Consider the following 19,938-nt stretch of genomic DNA (forward strand, 5'->3'; position numbering starts at 1 on the left):
ATCGAACTTTCGGTTGACCGGTGCCCCCTGCGGCCCGCTTACGCTGGTCGGACGATGTCCTCCGCCGCACCCTCCCGCCCCCTGACCCCCGTCACCCGCGTCCTGCGGCTGTGCCTGCACGCCCTGTTCGCGGGGCTGCTCGCGTTGGCCGCCGCCCGGGCCGTCACCGGCTCCGCGCCCCGGGCCGGATGGGTGGTCGCCGTCTGCGCCCTGCTGGCCGCCGCGTACGCGGCCGGGGTACGGGCCCCGGCGGTCGGGCGGTCGGCCCGCGCCGCCGGGGCGTGGCTGGCGGGGATGGGCGGGGTGTGGGGCGCCCTGCTCGTCCTGTCCCCCGACGGGCTGTGGCTGGCGTTCCCGCTGTACTTCCTGGAGCTGCACCTGCTGCGGCTGCGCTGGGCGCTGGCGGCGGTCGCGGTGACGGCCTGCGCGGCGATCGGCGGGTTCCTGGGGCACAGCGGCTCCGTCACGCCGGGGGCCTTCCTGGGGCCGCTGCTGGGCGGGGCCGTGGCGGTGGCCACCGTGCTGGGCTACCAGGCGCTGTACCGGGAGAGCGAGCGGCGCCGCGAGCTGATCGAGGAGCTGATCGCCACCCGGGCCGAGCTGGCCGTCGCCGAGCGGGGCGCGGGGATCCTCGCCGAGCGGGAGCGGCTGGCCCGGGAGATCCACGACACGCTCGCGCAGGGCCTGTCCTCGATCCACCTCCTGCTCCGGGCCGCCGAGCGCGCCCTGTCGGAGGACCCCCCGCCCCCGACGCCCGACCCCGCAGGGTCTGCCGGGGCGGGCGGCGCGGGCGGCGCGGGCGGGGACGTTTCGGCCGGTGCCGTAGCGGCGGCGCTCGCGCACATCGGGCGGGCGCGGGAGGCCGCGCAGGAGAACCTCGCCGAGGCGCGCCGGTTCGTGCGGGCGCTGGCTCCCCCCGACCTGGAGCACGGCTCGCTGGCGGGGGCCCTGGAGCGGCTGTGCTCGGGCGCGCCCGGTCCGCGCGTGCGGTTCTCGGTCAGCGGCGTCCCGCGCGAGCTGCCCACCCCGTACGAGGTGGCTCTGCTGCGGATCGCGCAGTCGGCGCTGGCCAACGTGGTGCGGCACGCCCGGGCGGACCGGGCGGGGATCACCCTGACCTTCATGGACACCTCGGTCACGCTGGACGTCGTCGACGACGGCCGCGGCTTCGACCCCGCCTCCGCCCCGTCCGGCGACGGCGGCTTCGGCCTGCCCGCGATGCGGGCGCGGGCCGAGTCGCTGGGCGGGCTGTTCACCGTGGAGTCCGACCCGGGCCAGGGCACCGCCGTGGCCGTCACCCTGCCGCTGCCCCTGGAGGCCTGACGATGACCATCCGGCTGCTGCTCGCCGACGACCATCCGGTCGTCCGTGCCGGGCTGCGCGCGGTGCTGGACACGGAACCGGACTTCGCGGTGGTCGCGGAGGCGGCGACGGCGGAGCGGGCCGTGGAGCTGGCGGCGTCGGAGCCGGTGGACGTGGTGCTGATGGATCTCCAGTTCGGGGCCGGCATGCACGGCTCGGCGGCCACGGCGGCGATCACCGCCCGGCCGGGCGGGCCCCGGGTCCTGGTGCTGACCACGTACGACACGGACGCGGACATCCTCGCGGCGGTGGAGGCGGGGGCCTCGGGCTACCTGCTCAAGGACGCCCCGCCGGAGGAGCTCGCGGCGGCGGTCCGCACGGCCGCGGCCGGCCAGTCGGCACTGGCCCCGGCGGTGGCGCTGCGGCTGATGGACCGGATGCGGACCCCGGCGGAGGCGCTGACCAAGCGGGAGCTGGAGGTGCTCCAGCTGGTCGCGGACGGGCTGTCGAACCAGCAGATCTCCAAGCGGCTCTTCCTCAGCCAGGCCACGGTCAAGTCCCACCTGGTGCACGTGTACGCGAAGCTCGGCGTGGACTCCCGTACGGCGGCGGTGGCGGCGGCCGCCACCCGCCGGCTGATCCGCACGCCGTGAATATCGCTTTTGCCGCGTCGTCATGATCATTAAGGTCTGGACCATGAATTCCTTACTGACACGCGCCGCGGCCTCGGCCGCGCTGACCGTATCCCTCCTCCTGGGCTCCGCCGCCGCGGCCTCCGCGGCCGGCACCGAGCCCGAACTCACCGGGCTGTCCTGCGGCTTCGACGGCCGGACCCCTCCGCCCCCTGTCACCCGGGGCGACAGGGGCCGGACCGTGATGGAGGCCCGCTGCCTGCTCGGGTTCTGGACGGGGCTGCAGGACACCGAGGAGGAGCCCCGGGACGTCTTCGGCCCGGACGCCGAGGCGGCCACCCGGCTCTTCCAGGACCGCCGGGGCCTGCCCGGGACCGGCGTGGTCGACGCCGCGACCTGGACGGAGCTGCGGCACAGCTGAGCCGCCGCGGCTACGCCACCCAGTAGGGCCGGTCCACCGCCGGGGCCAGCGGCACCCCGTCGTGGAAGGCCGCCGCGAGGAGGCGCACGCCCTCGTCGAGGCGGTCGGGCGGCAGGGTGTACGGGATGCGCAGCCGGTGTTCGAAGGTGCCGGGGTCGACGCCGAAGCGGGCGCCCCGGCCGATGCGCACCCCGGCGGCGGCCGCCCGTTCGGCGAGGGCGGAGCTGACGGGCTCGCCGAGGTCGACCCAGAGCGAGAGGCCGCCCGGCGGCAGCCGCCAGGACCACTCCGGGGTGTGCCGCTGCAGCGAGCCCACCAGGGCCGCCCGCCGGACCCGCAGCTCGGCGAGGCGCCGGGGCAGGGCCCGGTCGAGGCCCTCCACCAGCGGCAGGGCCACCACCTGGTCGAGGACGGAGCCGGTCATGTCGGCCGACACCCGGACCGCCGTCAGCTCGTTGACGAGCTTGGCGGTGGCCCGGATCCAGCCCACCCGCAGCCCGCCCCAGTGGGTCTTGCTCAGCGAGCCGATGGTGATCACGTGGTCGGCGCCGGAGCGCGGGGCGAGCGAGGCCAGCGGGGCGGGGGCGGGCACGTCCAGGGCGATGTCGGCGATGGTCTCGTCCACCACCAGCCAGGTCCCGGTTGCCCGGGTCGCCGCCAGCAGCCGCAGCCGGTGCTCCTCGGGCATCAGGGCGCCGGTCGGGTTGTGGAAGTCCGGGATGGTGTACGCCAGCCGCGGGACGGTCTGGTGGAGGGTGGACTCGGCCGTCTCCATGTCCCAGCCCGCGTCGGAGACGGGGACGGAGCCGGTGCGCAGCCGGGCGTGGCGCAGGGCGTCGAGGGCGTTGGCGTAGGTGGGGCTCTCGGTGACGACCCGGTCGCCGGGCCGGCAGAGCAGGCTGACGACCAGGGCGAAGGCCTGCTGGGCGCCGGCGGTGACCAGGATCTGCTCGGGGCGGGTGGCCAGCCCGCGCCGGGTGAACCGGTCGGCGACGGCCGCGCGCAGGTCGGGCAGGCCGAAGGGGTGGTAGCCGGGGTCGCGGGCGAGGGCGGGCAGCCGGGGGACGGCCCAGGTGAGGGCTTCCGCGAAGCTGTCGGCGGGGGCGCCCATGGCGGCGATGGCGAGGTCGATGCCGGGCTCCCCGTCGGCCCGGCCGCCGACCCCGCCGACCAGCAGGTGGGCGCCGACCGGGCCGTGTCCCTCGGGGAGCTCGGTCCAGGTGCCGGAACCGCGGCGGCTGCGGACGTAGCCGCTCTCGCGCAGCAGGTCGTAGGCGCCGGTGACGGTGGCGCGGCTGGCGCCGACGGCCTCGGCGAGCTCGCGTTCGGCGGGGAGGCGCACGTGCAGGGCGATCCGGCCGTCGAGGATCAGGGTGCGGACGGCGTCGGCGAGGGACCGGTAGCCGGGGCGGGCCAGGACCTCGGCCGGGAGCATCGCCGCCAGTTGCCGGCTGCCGACGGTCCTGTCGGCCGTATGGACCACTCTGTGGACCTCTCGCCCGTTCGCCATGCCAACCTCCCCTGATTGGCTCTGCCGGCCAGGCCAATCCGGGACCAGACTCCCTGTATTGGCCCTCGATTGGCAAGGAGAGTCCGGAAAATGCCGTACGACATGTCCACCGCCTTCACCGACCGTGACGAGCGGGCGCTGCTGGCGGCCGCCGAGAACCGGATCTCCGAGCCGCTGCGGATCGGGGCCGCGCTGGCCTCCGTACGGCGGCTGCTCGCGCGGCACTCACCCGTACGGGCGACGGGGGCGCGAGAATCGCTCCCATGTCAGCAGTCGAACACACACCCCAGTCCGCTCCCCCGGTGAACACGGGCGCGCCCCCGGTGATCGCGGGCCTGCTCCTGGCGGCCGGCGGCGGCAGGCGGCTCGGGGGGCGCCCCAAGGCCCTGCTCCCGTACCGCGGCCGTCCGCTGGTGGAGAACGCCGTCCGCGTGCTGCGCGAGGCCGACTGCGGACCGGTGCACGTGGTGCTGGGCGCCTCCGCGGCGGAGGTCCGGGAGCGCGCCGACCTGGCGGGGTGCGTGGTGGTGGACAACCCGGACTGGGCCGAGGGCATGGGCTCCTCCCTGCGGGTGGGCCTGGCCTCGCTGGCCGGCACCGGGGCCGGCGCGGCGCTGGTCTCCCTGGTGGACCAGCCGGGCATCGGGCCGGAGGCCGTGGCCCGGGTGCGGGCCGCCTACCGGTCCCCGGCCAGCCTGGCGGCGGCCGCGTACGACGGGGAGCGCGGGCATCCGGTGCTGTTCGGGGCGGACCGCTGGGCGGACATCACGGCGACGGCGACAGGGGACCAGGGGGCGCGGGTCCACCTGAAGAACCACGCGGACGAGCTCATGCTGGTGGAGTGCGGGGACGTCGCGGCCGCCTTCGACATCGACACCCCGTCCGACCTGGCGCGTCTGGTCTGAGCCGGGCCGGGGCCGCCGGAGCGGGCAGTGACCGCCATGGCACTGAGGGCCACGGGCGACCGGAATCTGTCGACTCAGAGAATCTCGACATCAACAAACCATTGAACTTCCACCATGAGGAAATTACTATCCACTGGTCAGAAGCGCCCGAACCCCCAGACGGCGCCCGCGACCGTTAACCGGAACTCTCCACACCCGACGGCACTGCGTGCCGTCTCGCGCGAGCATTCCCCGCGGCCGCAAGGCACCGCCGCTGAAGGAGTGACAGATATGTCCGCACCAGCGCCGTCCCCGCTGGCCATCGTCGACGCCGAGCCCCTGCCCCGGCAGGACGAAGTCCTCACGGATGCGGCCCTCGCCTTCGTGGCCGAGCTCCACCGGCGGTTCGCCCCCCGCCGCGCCGAGCTCCTCGCCCGACGCGGCGAGCGGCGCGCCGAGATCGCCCGCACCTCCACGCTCGACTTCCTCCCGGACACCGCACAGGTCCGCGAGGGCGACTGGAAGGTGGCGCCGGCCCCGGCCGCCCTGAACGACCGCCGTGTGGAGATCACCGGTCCCACCGACCGCAAGATGACCATCAACGCCCTGAACTCGGGCGCCAAGGTCTGGCTCGCCGACTTCGAGGACGCCTCGGCCCCCACCTGGGAGAACGTGGTCCTCGGCCAGCTCAACCTCATCGACGCCTACGAGCGCCGCATCGACTTCACGGACGCGCGCACCGGCAAGGCGTACGCCCTCAAGCCCAACGCCGAGCTCGCCACGGTCGTCATGCGCCCGCGCGGCTGGCACCTGGAGGAGCGCCACCTCAGCTTCGAGGGCGGCCCGGCCTCCGGCTCCCTCGTGGACTTCGGCCTGTACTTCTTCCACAACGCCCAGCGCCTGATCGACCTGGGCAAGGGCCCCTACTTCTACCTCCCGAAGACGGAGTCGCACCTGGAGGCCCGCCTCTGGAACGACATCTTCGTCTTCGCCCAGGACTACGTCGGCATCCCGCAGGGCACCGTCCGCGCGACCGTCCTGATCGAGACCATCACCGCGGCCTACGAGATGGAAGAGATCCTCTTCGAACTCAAGGACCACGCCTCCGGTCTCAACGCGGGCCGCTGGGACTACCTGTTCTCGATCGTCAAGAACTTCCGCGACGGCGGCGAGAAGTTCGTCCTGCCGGACCGCAACGCGGTGACGATGACGGCCCCCTTCATGCGCGCCTACACCGAACTGCTCGTCCGCACCTGTCACAAGCGCGGCGCGCACGCCATCGGCGGCATGGCGGCCTTCATCCCGTCCCGCAAGGACGCCGAGGCCAACGCGGTCGCCTTCGCCAAGGTCAAGGCCGACAAGGACCGCGAGGCCGGCGACGGCTTCGACGGCTCCTGGGTCGCCCACCCCGACCTGGTCCCGATCGCCATGGCCTCCTTCGACGCCGTCCTGGGTGAGAAGCCCCACCAGAAGGACCGCCTCCGCGAGGACGTGGCCGTCGCCCCCGGCGACCTGATCGCGATCGACTCCCTCGACGCCCGGCCCACCTACGAGGGCCTGCGCAACGCCGTCCAGGTCGGCATCCGCTACATCGAGGCCTGGCTGCGCGGCCTGGGCGCCGTCGGCATCTTCGGCCTCATGGAGGACGCCGCCACGGCGGAGATCTCGCGCTCCCAGATCTGGCAGTGGATCAACGCCGGAGTCGTCTTCGAGAACGGCGAGCGCGCCACCGCCGAACTGACGCGCGCCTTCGCCGCCGAGGAACTCGCCGCGATCCGCGCCGAGGCCGGCGAGGAGGCCTTCGCGGCCGGGAAGTGGCAGCAGGCCCACGACCTGTTCCTCAAGGTCTCCCTGGACGCCGACTACGCGGACTTCCTGACCCTCCCCGCGTACGACCAGCTGACCGGCTGACACCCCCACATCGGCTGAACCGCACAGCAGCCGACCCCCTCCGCCCCCGCCGCCCTCCACGGGCCCCGGGGGCGGAGTCGTTCCCCGGGCGCGCGGCCGTTTGCCGATCGGGGGCGCGCCGTGCGCGGGTGCGAAACCGTGCGCCCGCCGCCAACTGCCGCACCCGGGCCCGGGTCCGCTCCGGACCGCTTCCGCGGGGCCCCTGCCTGCCCGACCGACCGGTCGGGCGTTACGTCATCGTAATCCGACTGTACCTAGCGGTAACAAGTGGGCGCGTGCCACCTTTCCGATGCCACCGGCGCCGGCGGTACCCCCACTTTCCAAGCCACGCCCCGGAGTTGTTCCCGACTTCGGCGTGGCCGACCGCAGGAGTTCCGCAGTGATCGGATTCCGCAAGGCCGACAAGGACACCGCCGTCCGGCGTCGTGTGCGGCGACTGGCCGGGGCCGGGATGGTCGTACCGCTGGCCGCCGGCGCGCTGCTCGTCGGCGGGGCCGGAACGGCCGCCGCCGGGCCCGGGACCGGGCCCACCGCCGTCGTGTCCATGGGCGACAGCTACATCTCCGGCGAGGCCGGGCGCTGGAAGGGCAACAGCCTGACCAACAGCGGGAGCAGGAACGGCACCGACCGGGCGTGGGTCAGTGCCAGTACCTACGACCCCGCGAAGGTATACGGCGGCACGGCGGGCGGCTGCGACCGTTCCGACTCGGCCGAGGTGCTGAGCGCGGGCGCGGTCGCCGAGACGGCCGTGAACCTCGCCTGCTCCGGGGCGACCTCGGAGAACGTCTTCCGGGCCTCCAACGGAGGCGTGTCCTACAAGGGCGAGGCCCCACAGGCCGACCAGCTGGCGGCCGTGGCCGCGAGCCGCAACGTGAAGGTCATCGCGCTCTCCGTCGGCGGGAACGATCTCGGGTTCGCCGACATCATCAAGGAGTGCGCGATGGACTTCGTGCTCTGGGGCTCGTACTGCTACGACGACCAGCAGGCGGCCGTCGACGCGAAGATCGACGGGGTGATGGCGAACGTCGGGAAGTCCGTCGACGAGATCCGGGCCGTGATGCGCGGGGCCGGGTACGCCGACTCCTCGTACCGCATCGTGCTCCAGTCCTACCCCTCGCCGATCCCGCGCGGCGCCGAGAACCGGTACACCCAGAGCGACTGGAGCCGGCTCAACAGCGGTGGCTGTCCCTTCTGGAACCGTGACTCGGACTGGGCCCGCGACTCCCTGGTGCCGCAGCTCGCCGGCCGCCTCCAGCAGGTCGCGGCCGCCAAGGGCACCCAGTTCCTGGACCTGCGCGACATGATGCAGGGGCGCGAGGTCTGCGCCAAGGCCAGCAAGCAGGTCACCTCGACGGTCCCCGCGTCGGCGAAGACCAGCGAGTGGGCCCGCTGGATCGACAACAACGAGACCCAGGGCCTGATCCAGGAGTCCATGCACCCGAACTACTTCGGCCAGCTGGCCGTCGGCCGCTGCCTGGCGCTGGCCGTGGCGCAGCCCGCGGACTCCGCCTCCAGCTGCAAGAACACCGCCGGTGGCGACCAGAGCGGGATGTACCTGACGTCCGCTCCGTGATGCGGTGGGAACCCGAGGGGGCCGGCGCTCAGTTGACATGATCGGCTGACAACCCGAGGGGAGCGGGCTCTCGGCTGACATGATCAGGCCGTGAGCGCACGCCCCCTCGGGGAACCCCGGACCACCGAAGGAAGTTGACCTGACATGGCCGTCATCCACCGCACCACCATGAACCCCGGCAAGCTGGAGCTGCTCGCGGGCTGGCTCCCCTCCCGCCCCTGGTACACCGGCGCCTCCACGGCACCCGAGCTGGCCCGGGCCGGCGGGTTCCGGATCGACGACCCCGCGGGCGAGGTGGGCATCGAGTTCGTGGTGGTCACCGACGCGTCGGCGGCGGAGCCCGTCGCCTACCTCGTGCCGCTGACCTACCGCGGGGCCCCGCTCGAAGGGGCCGAGGAGGGGCTCGTCGGGACCTCCGAGCACGGGGTGCTGGGGACCCGCTGGATCTACGACGGCGCCCACGACCCGGTGCTCACCGAGCGGCTGATCGCCCTCCTGCGGGGCGAGGCGGAGCCGCAGCACCAGAGCGTGACCGGGGCCCCCGACCCGACCGTCGTCCCCGAGGCAGGCGAGGGCGCCCTGCCCGCCGGGGCGGCGGCGGTGGCCGTGGAGGACGGACCGGAGGGCACCCGTCTCGTGGTGGAGGCGGGCGGGCGGCGGCTCGGCGACCTGGAAGTGGTGCGGGTGCTGGAGGCCGGCCGGACCGGCGACCCCGGCGCGCTCGGCCGTGTCACCGCCGAGTGGGAACTGCCCGACGGGACGCGGGCGCGCGGGGCCGTCGCCGTGCTGCGGGAAGGCTGAGGGACGATCCCTACGCCGCGCGGTCCGGGCCGGTGAGGGCCTCCATCGCCGAGGTGAAGGCCGCCCGGCAGCGCAGCCAGTCCGGGTCCGGGGCCGGGGAGTGCAGGTCGATGAGCTTGGGCAGCAGGTCCGCCGAGAAGGCGCGGGCCGCCTCCGCCGGGAGCAGCGAGGGCAGGTTGTCGATGGCGATCACGTCGAGCGGGCGGGTGCCGCCGCGCAGCCGGCGGGCCGGGGAGGTCCAGTCGGTGAGGCGGTCGTAGACCGGGAGCAGGTGCAGCTCTGATCCGGTGTCACAGGTGATGTCGGCGATCACCGAGAGCCGGCCGGTCCCGGTCTCCAGGTCGGCGGGGGTCAGGAACGGCGGTACGGGCCGGGTGGTGAGGACGGCGTTGACCAGGATGTCGTGGTCCAGCAGCGCGGCCCGGTCCAGCCGGCGGGTGGCACCGCGCCCCCAGCGGGTGACCGCGATCCCGGCGGTGGTGAGGGCGTCGCAGGCGCCGCGCCCGCTGCGGCCGCCCGCGCCGATCACCAGGGCGCGTAACCCGTCCGCCGGCGCGTCCCGCAGGCGGGCGTCCAGCTCCGGCCGGGGCGTCGGGACCAGGGGGGCGGTCAGCCGGCCGCGCGCGTGCAGGGCGGCGAGGGCGGCGCCCGCGTAACCGGCCCAGTAGCCGAAGGCGGCCAGGCGCCGGCCCTGGGCGTCGGCCAGGTACTCCAGGTCGAGCAGGGTCCCGCCGCCCGCGGCGAACCGGCGCAGCAGTCCGGGCGCCTGGGGCTGGCCCTTGTAGGCGTGCCCGAAGTAGACGTGCCGGTGGTGCAGGGCCTCGGGCGCGGGCGGGAGCTCCTTGAGGCCGAGGACGTACGCCGTCCGGGGCGCGGCCCGCATCCAGGAGCCGGCCGGGACGGTGCGGCAGCCGGCGGCGGCGTAGGCGTCGAGCGGGAAGACGCGGTGGCCGGAGTCCTCCACGGTGATCCGCACGCCCCGCCGGACGAGGAGCCCGGCGTCGTCGGGGGTCAGGGGCGCGCGCCGTTCGGTGGGTCGGGTCTCGCTGCGCATCCACAGCTGCGGGGTCTCGGCCATCGCTGTACCACCTGTCCGGTCAGAGGGGTGGGGCGAGCCAGCGCTCAAGCGATGTCTTTCCGCGTCCTTTACGCCGTACGCCGCATCGGGCCGGCAACTCCGGGCCCCCTGGCACCCCGTGCCCCGCGGATCCACCCCGGCCCCAGACCGGACCCCGACCGACCCTCAGCCCCGGCTCCGCACCGGCCGCACGAGGGGCCCCGACCGACCCTCAGCCCCGGCTCCGCACCGGCCGCACGAGGGGCCTGGCCGGCCCTCGGGGTCGGCTCCGCGCCGGCCCAGGACGGACCCCGAGCAGCCCTCAGGCTCCGCACCGGCCCAGGACGGACCCCGGCCAACCCTCAGCCCCGGCTCCGCACCGGCGGCGCCGGCCGGCGCTCCCGGGGCCGGCCCCGGGAGCGGCTCACAGCTCCGGGAGGAGCTCCCGCAGCGGGGTCCGGGCGCCCTCCGCGTAGGCGGCGCGGAGGTCCTCCGGGGTCAGCCGCAGCCGCAGGAGCCGCTCCGCGCGCGGCGGGCAGGCCGAGGCCGGGCGGTGGCCGGCGACGGCGCCGAGCAGCCGGGCGGCCGGCTCGTAGCGGCCCAGGTCGACCTCCAGCTGGGCGAGCAGCTCCACCGACAGGGCCTGGCCCAGCCGGTCGCCCAGCGCGAACTGGGTCTCCAGCGAGCGCAGCAGCCAGGTACGGGCCAGCGCCGGGCGGCCCTGGCGGCGCTGGAGCAGGGCCTGCGCGTAGCCGGCCCAGGACCGGGCCCAGGGGTCGGAGCCGTCGGACGCCCCGGAGCCGAAGGGCACGGCCGCCGGGTCGGTGTACGCGAGGGCCATGGCGAGGCCCGCCTCCAGGGCCCGCCGCCCCGGCCCGTACTCGGGCTCCGCCGGCAGCAGTTCGAGGGCCTCGCGGTACTCGTCGCCGGCCTCCTCCGGCCGGTCCCGCCACAGGGCGACGGTGCCCCGGACGTGCGCGAGGTAGGCGAGGACGGTGTCCTCCCCCTCCTGCACGGCCGTGGCCCAGGCCTCCACCAGCAGCGGATCGGCCGCCTCCGCCTGGCCGAAGCTCGCCACCAGCCAGGCGGCCAGCCACAGGGCCCGGGCCGGGCGGGGCTCCGGGTGCGGGGCCAGGGCCCGTTCCAGGTGCCCGCGTCCCTCCTCCGCCAGCCCGCACGCCGACCAGAGGAACCACAGCGACACCGCGATCTCCATCGCGCCCGCCGCCCCGGCCGGCCCCCGGGGGTCCATCGCGAGGCGCAGCTCGGGCAGTTCCCGCAGGGCCAGGGCCCGGGCTTCCAGCTGCGCCCCCGACCGCCACAGCTGCGCGGCGCGTTCCGCGATGACCCGGCAGCGTTCGTGGTGGCGGCGGACGGCGGTCGGCCCGTCCCCGAGCGGATCGCGGGCCAGCCGCCGGGCCGCGTAGGCCCGTACGGTCAGCGGCAGCCGGTAGCGGCCCGCGTACCCGGGCTCCGCCAGCAGGGCCGGGGCCAGCCGCCGCAGGGTCTGGACGGCGGCCCGCGGGCCGAGCGCGCCGAACCCGCAGACCTCGGCGACGGCGGCCTCGTCGAAGGAGCCCGCGAAGACCGAGAGCCGCTCCCACAGCAGCCGTTCCCCGGGGGCGGCCAGCCGGCACAGGCGCAGGGCGTCGGCCCCGCCCGCCCTGCCCGGGCCGCCGGCGAAGAACTCCAGCGGGTCGGCCGTCAGCCGGCGCAGCGCCTCGGCGGGGCCGTGGCCGCGCGTCCGCACGGCCGCGAGCTCCAGTGCGCCGGGGATCCCGTCGAGGGCGCGGCACAGGGCGGCGACGGCCCCGGCGTTGTGCTCGGTGAGCTCGAAGCGCGGGTCGGCCCCCCGCGCCCGCTCCGTGTAGAGCCGTACGGCGGGGGACAGGGCCACCTCGGCCACCGCGCCCGGTGCGTCGGGGTCCTGCGGGGCGGCGGGCAGGGCCAGCGGGCCGACGGCGAGCAGCGCCTCCCCCGGCACGTCGAGGGTCCGCTGCGACGTGGCCAGAATCCGTACCCCCGGCCACCGCCCCAGGAGCTCCCCCACGAGCTCCCCGGCCAGGTCGCCGAGCTGTTCGCAGCCGTCCAGGACCAGCAGCGCCTCGCGCCCTTCGAGCCCCGCGCCCAGCTCGTCGGCCAGGGCCTCGGCGCCGGCGGAGCGCCGCCGGGACGCGCCGGCCCACACGACGTCGGCGCCGCGCCCGCCACACAGCTCGCGGGCGGCGCGGACGGCGATCCGGGTCTTGCCCACTCCGGCCGGGCCCGTGAGCGTGACCAGGCGTTCCGTGGCCAGCAGGGTCAGGACGCGGGCCACTTCGGCGGCCCGGCCGACGAGGCTGGACAGCTCGACGGGCACCGCTTGAGGCGCGCTCGAACCCGGCTCGCCCATACGTCCTCCCGCTGCTGTCCTGGGGCTGCGCACGTCCGTCCCCTCCGCACGGCGTCCGGTGCGGCGGTTCGGCACACGAAGAGAGATGATCAGTCGAAAGTCCGGTTAACCGGTCCGGGGCCGGGAAAACCGCCAGGGGTAAGTATGAACTCGGCCATTTCCACCATTGACGACACCGACCGTGCGCTGGTGCACGCCCTCCAGCTCGCGCCCCGCGCCAGCTGGGAGCGGCTGGCGCCGGTCCTGGGTGCGCGCCCGGAGACGCTGGCCCGGCGCTGGGAGCGGATGACGTCCGCCGGGGAGGCCTGGGTGTCGGGGCTGGGGCTGCGGACGGGCAGCCAGGCGCCCTGTATGGCGTGGGTGGAGGTGATGTGCGCGGCGGGGACCTCCCCCGCGGTGGGGACGGCCCTGGTCGGCGACGCGCACACGATGGGGGTGGAGCACACCACGGGCGGCCGGGATCTGCTGGCCTTCGTGGCCGTGCCGGACCTGCACATGCTGTTCCGCTACCTGTCCTTCCGGGTGCAGCGGATCCCCGGGGTGACCGGAACCCGGTCCTCGATGGTCACGGCGGTGCACTCGGCCCCCGACCGCTGGCGGATGGACCACCTCTCCCCGGCGCAGGCCGCCCTCCTGACCGGGCGCACCCGGCGGGCGCCGGGAGCGCCGGGGGCGGTGGCTCCGCCGGTCGCCCCGGTACCGGAGGAGGACCGGCCGCTGCTGATGGCACTGGCCGCGGACGGGCGGCGCAGCGTGGCCGCGCTGGCGCGGGAGTCGGGGATGAGCGAGTCGACGGTACGGCGCCGGCTGGGGCGGCTGGAGGCGGGGCAGGGCCTGCGCTACAGCTGTGCGATGGCCTCGGGACTGTCCGGCTGGCCGGTGTCGGCGACCCTGTGGGCGGAGGTGCGCGAGCACGAGGTGGCCGACTGCGCGGCGGTGGCCGCGGGGCTGCGGGAGACGCGGACCTGCATGTCGGTGAGCGGCACCTGGAACTTCATGATCAGCGCCCGGCTGCGCACCATCGAGGGGCTGGCGCGCTACACGGCCGACCTGTCACGGCGGCTGCCGGGGCTGCGGATCACCGATTCCGCGGTGGCGCTGCACGTGCGCAAGTCGGAGGCGCAGGAGCTGGACCAGACGGGGCGGCGGGTGCGGACGGTCCGGCCGGACATCTGGACGGACCCGGCGCCGGGGGTGGTGGACCGGACCTGATCGGGACCCGGGACCACCACCGCCGGAAGCGGGGGTGCCTCCGGCGGGCGGGCGCCGGCGCGTACGCCACACCCGCAGTGGGTGACGTACGCGCCGCCGCACGCCCGCCGGAGGCACGGAGGGTCGCCCGGCTCCGGGCTTCAGTGCACGAAGGCCGGTTCCGGGGACGGTTCCGCCGCGGCCTTCTTGGCGCCGAGGTGGTTGAAGGCCAGGTTGAGCACGATCGCCACCACGCATCCGGTGCTGATGCCCGAGTCGAGGACGACCAGCAGGTCCTTGGGGAAGGCGTGGTAGAAGTTCGGCGCGGCGATCGGGATCAGGCCGATGCCGACCGAGGCGGCGACGATGAGGGCGTTCTCGCCCTTTTCCATGGCCGCGCCCGCCAGGGTCTGGATGCCGCTGGCCGCCACCGAGCCGAAGAGCACGATGCCGGCGCCGCCGAGTACGGGCAGCGGGACGACCCCGATGACGGAGGCGGCCACCGGACACAGGCCCAGCAGGATCAGGATGCCGCCGCCCGCGGCGACGACGAAGCGGCTGCGGACCTTGGTCATCGCGACGAGTCCGATGTTCTGCGCGAAGGCGCTGCACATGAACCCGTTGAACAGGGGGCTGAGCGCGCTGCCGAGGGTGTCGGCGCGCAGGCCGCCCTCGATGGTCCGCGCGTCCGCCGGACGGCCCACGATCTTGCCGAGGGCCAGGATGTCGGCGGTGGACTCGGTCATGCAGACCAGCATCACGATGCACATCGAGATGATCGCCGCGACCTGGAACTGCGGGGCGCCGAAGTGGAAGGGGGTCGGGAAGCCGACGAGGTCCGCGTTCCTGACGGCGTCGAAGTTCGCCATGCCCAGCGGTATCGCGACGAGGGTGCCCGCGACCAGGCCGAGCAGGATGGAGATCTGCTGGAGGAACCCGCGCAGGAACTTGCGCATCACCAGGACGATCGCCAGGGTGAGCGCGGCCATGCCGATGTTCTTCATGGAGCCGTAGTCGGTGGCGGTGCGGTTGCCGCCCTGGGACCAGTTGAACGCCACGGGGAGCAGCGAGACGCCGATCAGGGTGATGACGGTGCCGGTGACCACGGGCGGGAAGAACCGGACGAGCTTGCCGAAGTAGGGGGCGGCGAGGAAGCCGACGAGTCCGGCGACGATGATCGCGCCGAAGATGACGGGGATGGCGTCGTGCCCCTGTCCCTTGCCGATGGCGATCATCGGGGTCACACCGGCGAAGGAGACGCCGTTGACGAAGGGGAGTTTGGCGCCGATCTTCCAGAACCCGAGGGTCTGGAGGAGGGTGGCGAGCCCTGCGGTGAAGAGGGAGGCGCCCATCAGGAAGGCGGTCTCGGTGGCGGAGAGGCCCACGGCGGGGCCGACGATCATGGGCGGGGCCACGACACCCGCGTACATGGCGGCCACGTGCTGGAGGCCGCTGGTGAACATGCGGAGCGGAGGCAGGGTCTCGTCGACCGGGTGCTTCTCCTCCGGTACTGCGACTGCATCTTTGCGAAACCTGGGCGCATCGGCCACGGCTTCCTCCGGTCGGTTAAACACGTCGGCAGGGACGTGGGTGTCAGGGAGGTGGTGCGAAAGCGTGCTGGTCGAGCCTGTATGGAGTGGTGGGTGGAGCTACTTCTCGTCCCAAGGGGTGCGGAATCGATTCGCCCAAAAACCGGTTCCACGCGGTGGTTCCAGCCCGGTCAGGGCTGGGGGTGCCGTGGCAGTGGCGCGGGTGACGCGCCGTGCGGGGGAAGGGGTGTCGCGAGCCACCGCGCCCGGGGGCGCCGTCGGATCTCTCCTCGGGCGCTTCCCGGGAACGGCTGCCGCGGACCCCGCTCGGGTCCGCGGCGACCGGCCGAGGGCCGTCCCCCCCGGCCGGACTCCGTGGGGATCAGCCCTGCGCGGCGATCCGCGCCAGGCGCTGGGCCTCCTCGCGGGTGGACACCGCGATGGCGTCCTCGTCCGCGAAGAGCAGCCGGTTGTTCTCGACGATCTGCTTGCCGTTGACGAACGAGGCGGTGACCGGGGCGGCCGCACCGAAGACGAGCGCGGTGACCGGGTCGGCGATCGAGGAGTGCAGGAAGGTGTTGAGGTTCCACAGGACCAGGTCGGCGCACTTGCCGACCTCCAGCGAACCGATGTTGTCGGCGCGGCCGAGGACCTGCGCACCGCCGTAGGTGCCCAGGCGCAGCGACTGGCGGGCGTTGAGCGCGGCCTCGCGGTGCACCGGGTTCAGGCGGTTGATCAGCAGCGCGTTGCGCAGCTCGGTGTGCAGCTCGCCGGACTCGTTGGAGGCGGTGCCGTCCACGCCGAGGCCGACCGGGACGCCGGCGGCCAGCATGTCCGGGACGCGGGCGATGCCGGCGGCCAGACGGGCGTTGGAGGACGGGCAGTGCGCGACACCGGTCTTGGTGCGGGCGAACGCGGCGATGTCGGAGTCGTTCATGTGGACGCTGTGCGCCATCCACACGTCCTCACCGAGCCAGCCGGTCGACTCGAAGTAGTCGGTCGGGCCCATGCCGAAGAGCTCGTGGCAGAACTTCTCCTCCTCGACGGTCTCCGAGCCGTGCGTGTGCATGCGCACACCGAGGCGGCGGGCCAGCTCGGCGCCCTGCTTCAGCAGCTCGGTGGAGACGGAGAAGGGGGAGCAGGGGGCGACGGCGACCTGGGTCATCGCGTCGAAGGAGGCGTCGTGGTACTTCTTGACCGTCGCCTCGGTGTCCGCGAGGGCACCTTCGAGGGTCTCGACCGCGTGGTCCGGCGGCAGGCCGCCGTCCTTCTCACTGCGGTCCATGGAGCCGCGGGCGAGGGTGAAGCGGACGCCCATCTCGGACGCGGCGCGGATGATCGCGCCGGAGAGGTCGCCGGAGTTCTTGGGGTAGACGTAGTGGTGGTCCATCGCGGTGGTGACGCCGCCGCGGGCCATCGCGGCCAGGGAGCCCTGGGCCGCCGAGTACGCCATCTGCTCGTCGATGCGCGCCCAGGTCGGGTACAGCGCGACGAGCCAGTTGAAGAGGTTGTGGTCGGTGGCCAGGCCGCGCGTGATCCACTGGTAGAAGTGGTGGTGCGTGTTGACCAGGCCGGGGGTCACGAGGTGCCCGGTGCCGTCGATGCGGCGGACGACGTTCTCGAGGTTCTCGGGGGCCTTGCCCGCGCCGACGAACTCGATCTTGTTGCCTGCGATGACGACGTGACCCGAGGCGTACTCGGTGTCGTTGGCGTCGACGGTCGCGATCGCACAGTTCTCGATGACGATGCGCGCTACGGCGCCGTCATGGGCTGCCGATGCTGCCATGGGACTTCCTCGTGCTTTCAGTGGCGGTGCGGGCACGGCAAAACCCTGGGGATTTGAGTGCCGGAGCCGGGGGCCTGACAGCTGACAGTACTGCCGCCCCGTGTGATGCGTCCGGGTGCCGATTCAGGAAGCTGTGGGGTGTCGTCCCGGGGCCACTGCGGAGCCCCGGGACGCGCCTGCCGTGCTTAGAGGTTGGTCATGTCCACGGGGATGCGGGCGTCAGCGCCGTCGCGGAGGACCGTCGCCTCGATCAGACCGTACGGACGGTCCGCGGCGAAGTACACCTCGTTGTCGTTCTTGAGGCCGAAGGGCTCCAGGTCGACGAGGAAGTGGTGCTTGTTCGGGAGCGAGAAGCGGACCTCGTCGATCTCCGAACGGTGGTTGATGATGCGCGAACCCATCTGGTACAGGGTCTGCTGCAGCGAGAGGGAGTAGGTCTCCGCGAAGGCCTGGAGCATGTGCTTCTTGGTCTCGGCGTAGGACTTCTCCCAGTTGGGCATCCGCTGCTCGTCGTCGGTCCAGTTGAACCGCCAGCGGCCCGACACCTGGGTGGCCAGGATGCGGTCGTACGCCTCCTGCAGGGTCGTGTACTTGTCCTTCACGTAGCCCCAGAACTCCGAGTTGGTGGAGTTCATGACGATCAGGTCCTTGAGGCCGGAGATGACCTCCCAGTTCTGGCCGTCGTACGTGATCTGGGTGACGCGGGTCTCCATGCCCTTGCGGACGAAGGAGTGGTTGACCTCGTCGGAGCCGATGAACTTCGAGTTGGCGTCCGAGGTGGCGATCCGGTCCCAGGCGTACTCCTCGATCCGGATGCGCGCGCGCTGGATCGGCTCCTGGCTGTTCACGAACCAACGGGCCAGGTGGATGCCGAACTGCTCGGCGGACTCGATGCCGTACTCCTTGGCGAACGCGTACACCGTGTTCTTGGTGGTGTCCGTCGGGAGGACGTTGGCGTTCGAGCCGGAGTAGTGGACGTCGTCCATGTCGCCGGAGAGGGCGACCGAGACGTTCAGGTCCTTGATGTGGTGGGTGTCGCCGTCCCGCGTGATCTTGACGACGCGGTTCTCTGCTTTGCCGTACTGGTTCTGGCCCAGAATCGTGGCCATGCTAGCTCCCTCGGTAAACGGAGTAGCCGAACGGGTTGAGCAGCAGCGGTACGTGGTAGTGCTCGCCCGGGTTCACCGCGAAGGTGATCGTTACCTCGGGGAAGAACGCACCGCTGTCCCTTACGCGGGGGGCGTCCTGCTGCGCCTCGGCTTGCTTCTTGGAGAAGTACGTCTCGGTCTCGAAGTCGAGACGCACGTGTGTGGTGCCCTCCGGCAGCGCCGGCAGGTCCTTGCAGCGCCCGTCGGCGTCGGTGGCGGAACCGCCCAGGGCCGCCCACTCGCCGTCCAGGCCCGTACGGGCGGACAGGGAGATGGCGACGCCCTCGGCGGGGCGGCCGATGCTGGTGTCCAGGATGTGCGTGGACACCGACGCGGTGGTCGCGGTGCTCATGCTCACGCTCCTTCTTCTGCGAGTTCGACGAGGCGGGTCAGACGGATCCGGTTGATCTTCACGAGCTCGCCGCGGGCGATCTCTCGCTCCTGCTCCGGCGTGTTCTCGATCCGGACCTTGACCGAGTCCCGCATGAACTCACCGGTGGCACCGGTGGCGCAGATGAGGAACACGTGGCCGAACTTGTCCTGGTAGGCCAGGTTCAGTTCGAGGAGCTCGTTCTTGAGCTCCTCCGAGGCACCGGCCATGCCACGCTGCTCGCGGGCGGAGGTCGGGTCTCCCGGCTTCGGCCGGCCGATCGGCGCGTGGCCTCCCATCGCCTCGCCCAGGTCGTCCGCGGTGAGCTCCGCCATGGCGGCCTCGTTCGCGGCGAAAAGGGAGTCGGCGGTGGCGAAGGGGCGCTGGGCGAGCATCTTGCTCCCCCACGCCGAACTGGCGCACACCTCGTGCAGCTCGGCCGTGGCCTCGCTGTCGTCCAAGGCGTTGAACCGGGTCAGACCCGGGGTCGGGCTCGAAGTCACGGTAGGCCTCCGTGGCCTGTTGTTGCTTTGACGGGCTGCGCATAGCTAACGCCCTCGACAACACGGCGTCAACACTTTGTTGAAACTTCCTGTACACAAAAGCCGCCGCCCGGGTGAATTGGGCGGCGGCTCGTGACCGTGGGTGGAGCGTCCCTCACTCCGGGGTGTTCTGCCCCTGTGTCTTGTTCGCGTTTTCCCGGTTCAAATAGTTGTAGACGGTGAAGCGGCTTACGCCCAGGGCTCCCGCGACCGTTTCGACGCCGTGCCGGACGGAGAAGGCGCCCCGCGCCTCCAGTATGCGTACCACGTCCTGCTTGGACTTCCGGTCGAGCTGCGCCAGCGGCACGCCGTGCCGCCGTTCCAGCGCGGCCAGGATGTGGTCCAGCGAGTCGGACAGCTGCGGCAGGCGCACGGCCAGCAGCTCCTGCCCCTCCCACGTCAGCACGACGTCGTCGGGCTCGGCCGCGGAGGGGTCCATCAGCTCGCCGCCCATGGCGTCCACCAGCGGCTTGACCGCGGTGACGAACGGGTGGTCGCGGGGTTCGGTCATGCTCCGTCCTCATCGATCACGTTGACCTGGAGCGAGACACGGGTGGCGCCGGCCTCCAGGGAATCCCGCAGCAGCGCGGCCACCGCGGTCAGCACCCGGTCGGAATCGCCCTCGGCCGTATTGCCGAACGGGCCCACGTCGACCGCGTCCAGCTCGGCCTTCTGAATGACCTCGCGGGCGGCCACGGCGTGGGCGGGGGCCTCTTCGAGATCGAAGGGCTCGGTCGTGAACTCAACTCTCAATCGCACGTCGTCAAGCTACCCAATGGCAGGGGCGGCGCGACAGCGCCTCCATGAGGGGCGGCGGTCGGGTGACGGGCGGGCGTGAGATTTCGGGAGTCGGCACTTGACAAGTGAGACGCCCGGCTTGCAGTCTTCC

The 19,938-nt window shown here is 73.3% G+C and carries 19 protein-coding genes; 9 read left to right on the forward strand and 10 right to left on the reverse strand.

Annotation, left to right across the window (positions count from 1 at the left end):
• The first annotated feature begins 54 nt into the window (after positions 1 to 54).
• From ACFY0O_RS16840 to ACFY0O_RS16850, 3 genes are read left to right on the forward strand one after another with little or no spacing between them, the layout of a single operon-like run.
• Positions 55 to 1,323 carry a sensor histidine kinase gene (locus ACFY0O_RS16840; RefSeq protein WP_388947437.1) on the forward strand — a complete coding sequence of 423 codons (1,269 nt, stop codon included), beginning with the start codon at positions 55 to 57 and terminating at the stop codon, positions 1,321 to 1,323.
• Positions 1,324 to 1,325: 2 nt separating this feature from the next.
• A complete protein-coding gene (locus tag ACFY0O_RS16845; RefSeq protein WP_042815756.1) occupies positions 1,326 to 1,955 on the forward strand; it encodes a response regulator transcription factor in 630 nt (209 codons plus the stop codon).
• Positions 1,956 to 1,998: 43 nt separating this feature from the next.
• On the forward strand, positions 1,999 to 2,355 hold the full coding sequence (locus ACFY0O_RS16850; protein WP_388947438.1) for a peptidoglycan-binding protein: 357 nt from the start codon (positions 1,999 to 2,001) through the stop codon (positions 2,353 to 2,355).
• Between the two features lie 10 nt (positions 2,356 to 2,365).
• Here ACFY0O_RS16850 and ACFY0O_RS16855 read toward each other — a convergent pair whose 3' ends face one another.
• Positions 2,366 to 3,865, reverse strand: coding sequence for a PLP-dependent aminotransferase family protein (locus ACFY0O_RS16855; RefSeq protein WP_388947439.1), 1,500 nt, complete (start codon positions 3,863 to 3,865; stop codon positions 2,366 to 2,368).
• Between the two features lie 90 nt (positions 3,866 to 3,955).
• Between ACFY0O_RS16855 and ACFY0O_RS16860 the strand changes: the two genes are divergently transcribed.
• The 5 genes from ACFY0O_RS16860 to ACFY0O_RS16880 all read left to right on the forward strand — a co-directional run bounded on the left by ACFY0O_RS16860 (position 3,956) and on the right by ACFY0O_RS16880 (position 9,034).
• Positions 3,956 to 4,171 (forward strand): hypothetical protein, encoded by a 216-nt coding sequence (locus tag ACFY0O_RS16860; RefSeq protein WP_388947440.1) that lies wholly within the window; start codon positions 3,956 to 3,958, stop codon positions 4,169 to 4,171.
• Positions 4,129 to 4,770, forward strand: coding sequence for an NTP transferase domain-containing protein (locus ACFY0O_RS16865; RefSeq protein ID WP_388947441.1), 642 nt, complete (start codon positions 4,129 to 4,131; stop codon positions 4,768 to 4,770). The genes ACFY0O_RS16860 and ACFY0O_RS16865 overlap by 43 nt, the downstream gene beginning before the upstream one ends.
• Positions 4,771 to 5,040: 270 nt before the next feature.
• On the forward strand, positions 5,041 to 6,660 hold the full coding sequence (aceB, locus tag ACFY0O_RS16870; protein WP_358894926.1) for a malate synthase A: 1,620 nt from the start codon (positions 5,041 to 5,043) through the stop codon (positions 6,658 to 6,660).
• A gap of 289 nt (positions 6,661 to 6,949) precedes the next feature.
• Positions 6,950 to 8,233 (forward strand): GDSL-type esterase/lipase family protein, encoded by a 1,284-nt coding sequence (locus ACFY0O_RS16875; protein WP_388947442.1) that lies wholly within the window; start codon positions 6,950 to 6,952, stop codon positions 8,231 to 8,233.
• A gap of 144 nt (positions 8,234 to 8,377) precedes the next feature.
• A complete protein-coding gene (locus ACFY0O_RS16880) occupies positions 8,378 to 9,034 on the forward strand; it encodes a 1,4-alpha-glucan branching protein (RefSeq protein ID WP_388947443.1) in 657 nt (218 codons plus the stop codon).
• Between the two features lie 10 nt (positions 9,035 to 9,044).
• On the opposite strand, the gene ACFY0O_RS16885 is transcribed toward ACFY0O_RS16880, so the two are convergent.
• Both ACFY0O_RS16885 and ACFY0O_RS16890 read right to left on the reverse strand, forming a co-directional pair.
• Positions 9,045 to 10,112: a saccharopine dehydrogenase gene (locus tag ACFY0O_RS16885; RefSeq protein ID WP_388947444.1), complete on the reverse strand. Its 1,068-nt coding sequence runs from the start codon at positions 10,110 to 10,112 to the stop codon at positions 9,045 to 9,047.
• A 403-nt stretch (positions 10,113 to 10,515) separates the two neighbouring features.
• Positions 10,516 to 12,450: an ATP-binding protein gene (locus ACFY0O_RS16890; RefSeq protein WP_388947445.1), complete on the reverse strand. Its 1,935-nt coding sequence runs from the start codon at positions 12,448 to 12,450 to the stop codon at positions 10,516 to 10,518.
• 177 nt (positions 12,451 to 12,627) lie between these two features.
• Here ACFY0O_RS16890 and ACFY0O_RS16895 point away from each other — a divergent pair, with 177 nt between their 5' ends.
• Positions 12,628 to 13,695 (forward strand): Lrp/AsnC family transcriptional regulator, encoded by a 1,068-nt coding sequence (locus tag ACFY0O_RS16895; protein ID WP_388947446.1) that lies wholly within the window; start codon positions 12,628 to 12,630, stop codon positions 13,693 to 13,695.
• A gap of 140 nt (positions 13,696 to 13,835) precedes the next feature.
• On the opposite strand, the gene ACFY0O_RS16900 is transcribed toward ACFY0O_RS16895, so the two are convergent.
• The 7 genes from ACFY0O_RS16900 to ACFY0O_RS16930 form a co-directional block, all read right to left on the reverse strand.
• Positions 13,836 to 15,224, reverse strand: coding sequence for a nucleobase:cation symporter-2 family protein (locus ACFY0O_RS16900; protein WP_388947447.1), 1,389 nt, complete (start codon positions 15,222 to 15,224; stop codon positions 13,836 to 13,838).
• Between the two features lie 361 nt (positions 15,225 to 15,585).
• Positions 15,586 to 16,989 (reverse strand): 8-oxoguanine deaminase, encoded by a 1,404-nt coding sequence (locus ACFY0O_RS16905; RefSeq protein WP_388947448.1) that lies wholly within the window; start codon positions 16,987 to 16,989, stop codon positions 15,586 to 15,588.
• 185 nt (positions 16,990 to 17,174) lie between these two features.
• The gene (gene pucL, locus ACFY0O_RS16910) at positions 17,175 to 18,098 is read right to left on the reverse strand and encodes a factor-independent urate hydroxylase (protein ID WP_249768523.1); all 924 of its coding nucleotides are present in this window, start codon (positions 18,096 to 18,098) and stop codon (positions 17,175 to 17,177) included.
• A 1-nt stretch (position 18,099) separates the two neighbouring features.
• Entirely contained in the window at positions 18,100 to 18,489 is a 390-nt protein-coding gene (gene uraH, locus ACFY0O_RS16915; protein ID WP_048478356.1) for a hydroxyisourate hydrolase, read from the reverse strand.
• Positions 18,490 to 18,491: 2 nt separating this feature from the next.
• On the reverse strand, positions 18,492 to 19,010 hold the full coding sequence (gene uraD, locus ACFY0O_RS16920) for a 2-oxo-4-hydroxy-4-carboxy-5-ureidoimidazoline decarboxylase (protein ID WP_358894934.1): 519 nt from the start codon (positions 19,008 to 19,010) through the stop codon (positions 18,492 to 18,494).
• A gap of 154 nt (positions 19,011 to 19,164) precedes the next feature.
• Positions 19,165 to 19,560 (reverse strand): helix-turn-helix domain-containing protein, encoded by a 396-nt coding sequence (locus ACFY0O_RS16925; protein WP_388947449.1) that lies wholly within the window; start codon positions 19,558 to 19,560, stop codon positions 19,165 to 19,167.
• The gene (locus ACFY0O_RS16930) at positions 19,557 to 19,808 is read right to left on the reverse strand and encodes a thiamine-binding protein (RefSeq protein WP_388947450.1); all 252 of its coding nucleotides are present in this window, start codon (positions 19,806 to 19,808) and stop codon (positions 19,557 to 19,559) included. Before ACFY0O_RS16930 ends, ACFY0O_RS16925 begins: the two co-directional genes overlap by 4 nt.
• Positions 19,809 to 19,938: the final 130 nt, after the last annotated feature.

This window comes from Streptomyces sp. NPDC001594 (assembly GCF_042893675.1).
In the GTDB taxonomy this organism is placed as follows: domain Bacteria; phylum Actinomycetota; class Actinomycetes; order Streptomycetales; family Streptomycetaceae; genus Streptomyces.